A 7624-nucleotide genomic window follows, 5' to 3' on the forward strand; every position below is an offset into this window, starting at 1 on the left:
AACCGCCGTTCTTCGTAAAGAACCGGCGGTTTTTTGCGTACCGCAAAAGCTACTGCAGCATGCCCAAGTACTCTTTCACCACTAATTGCAATTGATTCATTGCGGCAGAGGACGGTACGAATAACCGGCCCGATAACCCGCCGCCGGTATTGCCTGCCAGATAGTTAACCGGGTAAGGAATAACCTCCACCTGCTGCTCCTTAAAGTGTTTGATGGACCTTGACATGTGAAAAGCGGAGGTGATCAGTACAGGGCGGGTCAATCCCTGCCGTTCCAGAAGCTCTTTGGCGTTCCGGGCATTTTCCTGCGTCGTTCGGCTCCGATCCTCCAGCAGGATGGCCTGTTCGGGCACGCCCAAGGCGATCAGCTTGCGCTTTGCCAGCTGACCTTCGTTAGGGGTATCGGCGAACACTTGGCCGCCGGAAATGAGAACCGGCAGCGGATGCCGGGCGTACAGCTCCGCAGCCGATACGACCCGATGCAGAGTGTAGCCGTTCAGATGTCCTGTACCGTCGATGTCCGGGGTTCCTGCGATGGCTCCTCCGGTGAGTACAACGTAGGCGTCCCCTTCTATGGATGCGGGCGGGGCATAGCGATCTTCCAGCGACCGAAGGGCCGCTTCGCCGGTCAGCGGGATCGATGACAAGTACAGCAGGAAAGCGAGGGCCAATGGAATAAGCCACGATCTGCGGCCGCAGCGATAATACAGCCATAATGCGGCAAGCCCTAATAAAAGCACAAAGATGCCGGGCGGAATGAGCAGGCTGTAAACCTGTTTGATAAAATAAATAATCATGTCGTATCTCCTTTTGGAAATTCGTAAGAACGGCTGAATAACCGGGCAGGACGCAGATAATGAATCCGGGAAAGTTGCGGTATTCTTTTCCATTATCGGTATTGCGTCGTCTGATTTCAACTACGGGCTTGCCGCCGCTGATTTGCAGGCGGGCTGCCAACATCGGTATAATGTAAAGTAAAGAAAATCTATACCATGGGACGAGGATGGAGCAGATGAGCAGCAAGCACAAGTTAACCGTATATCAATATCCGCAATGCGGCACATGCCGCAACGCATTAAAGTGGCTGAAGGAGCAAGGATGGGATGTGGAAGCCGTTCACATCGTAGAGCGGCCTCCGACCGTATCGCAACTGCAGGAAATGATTCCTTTAAGCGGCCTGGAGATCAAGAAGTGGTTCAACGTATCGGGAGAAGTCTACAAGGAAATGCAGCTGAAAGACAAGCTTCCCTCCATGAGCGACGAGGAGAAGATCGCGCTGCTGGCGTCCAACGGCAAGCTGATCAAGCGCCCGGTAGTGACCGACGGTTCCAAAGTAACGGTCGGGTTCAAACCGGAAATGTATGCCGAGGTGTGGGGCCGGGCGGAAGCATAAAAGGAGGGTGATCGAGGATTGCAGCCCAGTCGTAATAAAAACAAAGGTAATTGGCTGTGGTATATCGGGGCCGCGGCGGCGTTCCTTCTGACCAAAGGCAAAGGCCTGCTTACGCTGCTGAAATTCGGTAAAGCCGGCGGGGCGTTGGTTTCTATGTTCATCTCTGTTGGAGCCTATGCTTTGATCTACCCTTGGGGCTTTGCCATAGGCGTGGTGCTTTTGCTCCTTGTCCACGAGTTGGGTCATGTATGGGCCGCCAAGCGCAAAGGCTTACCGGTGACGGCCCCCGTATTTATTCCTTTTCTCGGCGCATTGATCAATATGAAAAGACACCCGAGAGATGCGGAGACGGAGGCTTATGTAGCGATTGGCGGTCCGGCGCTCGGGACGCTCGGGGCTGTTGCCGTGTTTGGAGCGGCTTATGCGCTGGATCATCCGCTGCTCTATACTGTGGCCTACGTCGGGTTTTTCCTGAATCTGATCAACTTGCTGCCGATCCATCCGTTAGACGGAGGACGCATCGCCACGGCCGTTACCCGTTGGCTTTGGCTGGTCGGATTGATCGGCGGATTGGTCATTATCATCTATTTGCGTTCGATTTTATTTTTCATCATCTGGGCGATGTTCGCCTACGACCTTTACAAAAAGTATGTCAAAAACCGCAACCGGGGCGAGGAGCGCATGGTGACCGCGAGCTTTTCCGTTCCGGCAGAGCCGTTAATTGCCCAGGGATACATCATTCCCGGAACGGAGCACAAAAGGGAACTTCCTTTCATCACGTATTCCAGTCTGGAGGATGGGCAGCAGTACGTGAAGGTGCTTTGGGACAGCCTTGATTTTCAAGGCACGGTGCCGATGATGAGCCAAGGCATCATCCAGAGGGCGTACGTGACGCGGCTGGAGCATCTTCAGAAGGAAGACGGGCTGCATCTGATGATTCACTGCCGGATCGATTACACACATTATGAAAATGACAAATATTACGAAGTGCCCGCCGCTTCCCGTTGGAAATTCGGTATTGCATATGTGCTGCTTGCCGCGTTTCTGATCGCCATGATGTCGCTTGTGCATCGGGTTTCCGGCTTGACGGTTTAAAGGTCATTTGCTTGATCGAGGCTAACATGTTAAGATCTATTCTTATACCAAAAGAGGTTTTCCGTATGAAACGACTGGAATCGAAACGTTTGGCCGAACTGGGTTCGGCTATTTTTTCTGAAGTGGCACAGTGGAAAAAAGAGGTGGCAGCCCGCGGCGTCGATGTGATCGACTTGGGCATCGGAAGTCCGGATCGTCCTCCTTCGGCAAGGGTGATGCAGGCGCTTGCGGATGCTGTGGCAGACCCTAAGCTTTATGGGTACCCGACATCGGAAGGAAGCCCCGAGTTCAGGCGGAAGGTTGCGCAATGGTACAAACACCGCTTCAACGTGACGCTGGATCCGGAAAGCGAGATCGTCACCCTTATGGGCTCGCAGGACGGCCTCGCCCATCTTGCCATGGCGGTGACCGATCCGGGAGATACCGTGCTGGTTCCCGATCCGGGTTACCCCATTTATGGGGCGAGCCTGGTATTGGCCGGCGTACAGCCTTGCTTTATGCCGCTTCGTGAAAAGAACGGCTTCCTCCCCAAATTGGAGGATATCCCTGAGGAAACGGCAAAGAAGGCCAAATTTATGCTGCTGAATTACCCGAGCAATCCGTTGTCTGCCGTTGCAACGCTCCCGTTCTTTGAACGGCTGGTAGATTACGCCAAAAAGCACGATCTGCTGATTGTCCAGGATCTGGCTTATTCCGAGATGGCTTTTGACGGATTCAGACCGCCCAGCATTCTGGAAGTCGAGGGCGCGAAAGACGTGGCCGTGGAGTTCCATTCCCTATCCAAAAGCTTTAATATGGCCGGATGCCGCATTGCATTCATGGTCGGACAGTCCGATACGGTTCGGGCGCTGCGCGTGCTGAAATCGAATATCGATTATGGCGTGTTTTTGGCGGTGCAGCAAGCGGGCATTGCCGCTTTGGAGGAGGACATGAGCCCGGATAGACGTTCGGTTGCGGAAATGTATGAGAAACGGAGAGACATCGTCATTGACGGTTTGCGCGAGGCAGGCTGGGATATTGCCAGACCGAAAGCGACCATGTTCATTTGGGCACGGATTCCCGACGGATGGACTTCTCGACAAATTTCCCGGGAAATTCTGTATTCGGCCGGTGTTGCGGTCATTCCGGGCGATGCGTTCGGCAAAGAAGGAGAAGGTTATGTACGCATAGCCTTGGTTCAAGAAGAGGAGCGGCTGATCGAGGCTGTTCGCCGGATCGGACATTTTTTAAAAACAAGAGGTTTGACATAGGCGATTCCTTGCCGGTTCGTTCCGGCAAGGGATTTTTTTCTTAACGGTATGGAATCAATAGGTCGCGACTTGCCCTTTGCTGACGTTTTCCTTACTTTGTTTGTGCAGCGAAGCGTGCATCAAAAAGAACAATAGCGAAACGGCTGAAGTGAGGGTCCCGATCACAATCACCGGCAGGACGCCCCAATGATCATACACATTGCCGCAGATGGTAGGTCCGGTCATTCTGCCCACATTGCCGAAACCGCCGGACAACCCCATATAGAAAGGCGCGGATTTGCCCGTGCGTTCGGAGGAAAAGGTCGGAATCGCAGGAAGCAGCAGCATTTCTCCGATCGTGCACACGATCATGCCGAAAACCAGAAACACGTAGGTCTCGTGAAAAAATTAAAATGAAGCCCAGCCCCAACGTATAACAGACCGCACTGGCCACCATTTGGGCGACCAGCGACCTGGCCATCGTGGATTTGATCAGGGTGGTTACCGGCTGTCCGGCGAAAATGACAATTCCGTTTACGGTCCACAATAAACTGTACATGGCCAAGGGATATCCTTGCTCCGTTAAATAAGGCGCGATGACGTTGCTCCAGAACGTAAATGACATATAATAAAACAACGCGCCGAGTCCAAGAACAAATATATGTGGAAACGGGTCAAATCACGCAGCGGGCTTTCACTTTTGGCATGCGCCGCCGCAGCGTTTTCCGCAGGAATCTCATCCTGCGCGGAGAATGTCATGAAGAAGAACAGGAACACTGCAAAGCGAATGTCGACATTGACGTTACGGCATAAGTCAACGGAAACGAAATCGAGGCGATCAAACCTCCCAAGCACGCTCCGATCGCCAGCCCGGTATTGTTGCCGACATAGCGCTTGGCATGAAGGAAATCGATAAGGACAAACGGTTTGTCATATATAAAGAGCTGCAAAACCTGATTCAGGAAGATGTTCCGCTTGTCACTCTACTCCGAAAAAAATTCTGATTGCGCTGATAAAGCCATCGAAGGGCGAGACTGCACCATCTACGGCATGCATTATGATGTAAACGAATGGTCGATTAAACAATAAGAGCTGCGGGGCTGTCGCCATGAAAATGGCCGGCGGACAGCTCTTGTTTATTCCCAAAGCCCGGGCGCTACTAAGCGCCATACGAATCTATTCTGATTTTCAGTTCCATTTGCTTCAGCCATTCGCCAAGGACATCTTTACGTATGCTTACTTTCAGATCATCCATCAACAACGGATCAAGCTCTGCAATATCGCAGGTGATTTGCGACAGCTCCCTGCTTAAAAGAGCGGTTTCCTTGCCTTGAATCAATTTCTTTTTAAGCCGGGACAGGCCGGGCTCCAGTTGCTCGATATTTTCATAGATCCGCTCCAGCGATCCATAATGCTGAATCAGCGGCAGAGCAGATTTTTCGCCAATCCCCGGGCAACCGGGAATATTGTCGCTGCTGTCGCCAAGCAGCGCTTTGACATCTACCCATTGTTCAGGAGCGATTCCATAATCCGCTTGAAAATGGCTCAGGGAGTAAACATATTCTCCTTGTTTGCCCGCAATAATTTGCGAGGTCGTTTCACTCAATAATTGAAACAAATCATGGTCATTGCTGTATATGTAGCAATCTCCGCCAGACCACTTTTTCGACAGAGCCCCCATCAGGTCATCGGCTTCGTAAGGCGACAATGAAATCTGATGAATCCCTATCGCATCCGATGCTGCTTTGCACGTCTCATACTGATGGATCAAAGGTTCGGGGAGTTCAAACCTTGTGGCCTTGTAAAACGGATACTTTTTCCTTCTTGCGGTTTCGTCCCTTTTCACGTCCCAAACCACGGAGAGGTGAGTAATCCTGTGGTCCCTGATCAGGTTGAATATTTTCTGGTAAAACACCCTTAATGCATTGGTGTACATGCCTTTGCTATTTTTTAACTGGTCATCGGTTCGGTTATATGAGGTGGCAAAATGCGCTCTGCTCAACAAGTTAAATCCGTCGATTAATAATAAAGATTGTCCTGTCATCTTTTCGCCACATCCTTTATCTTAAATTGAAGCTGAACCTTACGATCTAATATCGCTCATGGAAACTCGAAATTCGCAGTCGCTTCGCACATAGTTGGTCCCGTTTATTTTAACGCTAATCGGCGTAATCCGTTCAATGGTTCCGCCGTCCTCGACTCTCACCGGAATATCATCAGCGGTACGTTCCCAGACGGATACTTTCAACTGAAACAATGATGCAGCGAATAGTTCCGTATCGGAATAAAGAGCTCTGGTATCTGACATTGTTTTCACCTCAATCTACAATATTCGACGTAGAAATAAGTAATTCCTCTTAAGGATTATGAAAGTATCTTTGCTGCGTTTTTGGGAAGCTGCGCAGGTTTGGATGCCCTGCCGCATGACCGGCGAATAGCCTTCACTCCATCCGCTGGCCGGAAAACGAAATCTGTCGTCTCATCAGATGAAAACAAAAAAATGACAATTATTCCTAGTGATTTTATTATATTAATATCTCTTAGATCACCAGTTGGAATGACAGGAGAAAAATCGAATAACCGAATCACTTTAACGTTGGAAAGAATCGACCGGACAGCCGGAGTCAACATGAATGTTGATTTCTGGTGAGTCCGGTTTTTGTTTTGGGTTGATTGCCATTGTGAATGGAGATGAACAGATTGCAGCAAGTTTCGTTGTTGATTGTTCATGCGGATTATGTGATCACTGTAGACCGGGACAGGCGGATTTACAAGGATGGGGCGGTTGCCATTGACGACGGCAAGATTATTGTATCGGAAAAAGTCATGAAGACATCGCCTATCTTGGGGGGTTAAGCTCGGGAAGCCGCATCCGCAAAATCGTAAAGAGCCTCCGGTCCGACGATGTGACATTGACGCAAGAGAGATTGAACAGGCTGTTTTCCCCCATCGGTTTGGATATCGGGGCCGGGACGCCGGAAGAAATCACGCTGAGCATCATGGGAGAATTGGTGGCACATCGCCGCAGAAGAAGCGGCGGTTTCTTGCGTGAGGCGGCAGGGACATCGCGGAACCTTTTGACGCTTAGGCCGGTGACCGTAAGGGGCGAAGGCTCTGCATGCAGTGATATAAATGATTATACGGCCTCGGGACTTAGCGACGTGTGCGTACACCCAGGATCATTTTAGCCGCGCTCGGAGGAGAGCATGATTCGCCGCATCGTCCGACGGAACCGAGAGCAGAGCACCTATGCGGTGCTTTTTTATTTTGAACGAGCACCAAAACATTGGATAATATGATACAAATATCTAGGTTGGAAAATATAACTGTTGCATCGGGATAGTAAGTATGATAAATTACTAATCCTGAGCTGCTGCGAGGCAGACAGGATACAAGTCAGACGGTTTCTCTGAGCTTGCGGACGATCCCAAGCATGGAAAACAAAAGACTTGCAAAACGAAATCGAATATGATAAATTATTAAACCGTGACTCCGAAAATACTGCAACTGAATCAGCGTCTGGACGAAAGGATTCGTTCCTCAGTCTGGATAAAAAAACAGTTGCCAAACGGTACGGAGTTATGGTAGATTGATTTTCCGGCCGCATGAGACAAGCGGATCGGTGAAACCATAAAGTAATTGCCCTTTGAAAACTGAACAACGAGTGAGTGCGAAGTCTCGTCAAGAGATTTCAAAACAAGTCAGTAACGAATTGAGCAATCAATTCTCTCTAACTTTATTGGAGAGTTTGATCCTGGCTCAGGACGAACGCTGGCGGCGTGCCTAATACATGCAAGTCGAGCGCCAGGGGTTCTCCCTTAGGGGAGACCTCCTGGAGCGGCGGACGGGTGAGTAACACGTAGGCAACCTGCCTGTAAGACCGGGATAACTACCGGAAACGGTAGCTA

Annotated in this window: 10 protein-coding genes and 1 rRNA gene; 7 read left to right on the forward strand and 4 right to left on the reverse strand. The window is 50.5% G+C overall.

From position 1 onward, the window contains the following. Positions 1-49: 49 nt before the first annotated feature. Positions 50-796, reverse strand: a complete 747-nt coding sequence (locus BLT35_RS15600; RefSeq protein ID WP_254777576.1) for a YdcF family protein — start codon at positions 794-796, stop codon at positions 50-52. 215 nt (positions 797-1011) lie between these two features. Between BLT35_RS15600 and BLT35_RS15605 the strand changes: the two genes are divergently transcribed. The 3 genes from BLT35_RS15605 to BLT35_RS15615 all read left to right on the forward strand — a co-directional run bounded on the left by BLT35_RS15605 (position 1012) and on the right by BLT35_RS15615 (position 3737). Then, positions 1012-1392, forward strand: a complete 381-nt coding sequence (locus tag BLT35_RS15605) for an arsenate reductase family protein (protein WP_062409423.1) — start codon at positions 1012-1014, stop codon at positions 1390-1392. 18 nt (positions 1393-1410) lie between these two features. After that, the gene (locus tag BLT35_RS15610; RefSeq protein ID WP_074728850.1) at positions 1411-2487 is read left to right on the forward strand and encodes a site-2 protease family protein; all 1077 of its coding nucleotides are present in this window, start codon (positions 1411-1413) and stop codon (positions 2485-2487) included. A 65-nt stretch (positions 2488-2552) separates the two neighbouring features. Continuing rightward, complete coding sequence (locus tag BLT35_RS15615; protein WP_074728853.1) at positions 2553-3737, forward strand: aminotransferase class I/II-fold pyridoxal phosphate-dependent enzyme; 1185 nt, start codon at positions 2553-2555, stop codon at positions 3735-3737. 54 nt (positions 3738-3791) lie between these two features. Here the strand turns inward: BLT35_RS15615 and BLT35_RS15620 are convergent, their stop codons facing one another. Continuing rightward, the gene (locus tag BLT35_RS15620) at positions 3792-4106 is read right to left on the reverse strand and encodes an MFS transporter (RefSeq protein ID WP_074728855.1); all 315 of its coding nucleotides are present in this window, start codon (positions 4104-4106) and stop codon (positions 3792-3794) included. A 228-nt stretch (positions 4107-4334) separates the two neighbouring features. On the opposite strand from BLT35_RS15620, the gene BLT35_RS27035 reads away from it, so the two are divergent. After that, positions 4335-4529, forward strand: a complete 195-nt coding sequence (locus tag BLT35_RS27035) for a hypothetical protein (protein WP_074728857.1) — start codon at positions 4335-4337, stop codon at positions 4527-4529. A gap of 346 nt (positions 4530-4875) precedes the next feature. Here the strand turns inward: BLT35_RS27035 and BLT35_RS15630 are convergent, their stop codons facing one another. Together BLT35_RS15630 and BLT35_RS15635 are read right to left on the reverse strand one after the other, a co-directional pair. Next, complete coding sequence (locus BLT35_RS15630; RefSeq protein WP_074728859.1) at positions 4876-5760, reverse strand: 5'-3' exonuclease; 885 nt, start codon at positions 5758-5760, stop codon at positions 4876-4878. 39 nt (positions 5761-5799) lie between these two features. Continuing rightward, a complete protein-coding gene (locus BLT35_RS15635) occupies positions 5800-6024 on the reverse strand; it encodes a hypothetical protein (RefSeq protein ID WP_054818689.1) in 225 nt (74 codons plus the stop codon). 392 nt (positions 6025-6416) lie between these two features. Between BLT35_RS15635 and BLT35_RS27040 the strand changes: the two genes are divergently transcribed. The 3 genes from BLT35_RS27040 to BLT35_RS15645 all read left to right on the forward strand — a co-directional run. Further along, positions 6417-6572 (forward strand): hypothetical protein, encoded by a 156-nt coding sequence (locus BLT35_RS27040; protein WP_160327387.1) that lies wholly within the window; start codon positions 6417-6419, stop codon positions 6570-6572. A 23-nt stretch (positions 6573-6595) separates the two neighbouring features. Then, positions 6596-6904, forward strand: a complete 309-nt coding sequence (locus tag BLT35_RS15640) for an XdhC family protein (RefSeq protein WP_235594353.1) — start codon at positions 6596-6598, stop codon at positions 6902-6904. A gap of 548 nt (positions 6905-7452) precedes the next feature. After that, a 16S ribosomal RNA gene (locus BLT35_RS15645) occupies positions 7453-7624 on the forward strand; the annotation flags it as partial.

This window comes from Paenibacillus naphthalenovorans (assembly GCF_900099895.1).
GTDB lineage: Bacteria > Bacillota > Bacilli > Paenibacillales > NBRC-103111 > Paenibacillus_G > Paenibacillus_G naphthalenovorans.

Coding starts and splice junctions, on each gene's coding strand:
- BLT35_RS15600 (WP_254777576.1), bottom strand. CDS start 796: ATGATTATTTATTTTATCAAACAGGTTTACAGCCTGCTCATTCCGCCC.
- BLT35_RS15605 (WP_062409423.1), top strand. CDS start 1,012: ATGAGCAGCAAGCACAAGTTAACCGTATATCAATATCCGCAATGCGGC.
- BLT35_RS15615 (WP_074728853.1), top strand. CDS start 2,553: ATGAAACGACTGGAATCGAAACGTTTGGCCGAACTGGGTTCGGCTATT.
- BLT35_RS27035 (WP_074728857.1), top strand. CDS start 4,335: ATGACATATAATAAAACAACGCGCCGAGTCCAAGAACAAATATATGTG.
- BLT35_RS15630 (WP_074728859.1), bottom strand. CDS start 5,760: ATGACAGGACAATCTTTATTATTAATCGACGGATTTAACTTGTTGAGC.
- BLT35_RS15635 (WP_054818689.1), bottom strand. CDS start 6,024: ATGTCAGATACCAGAGCTCTTTATTCCGATACGGAACTATTCGCTGCA.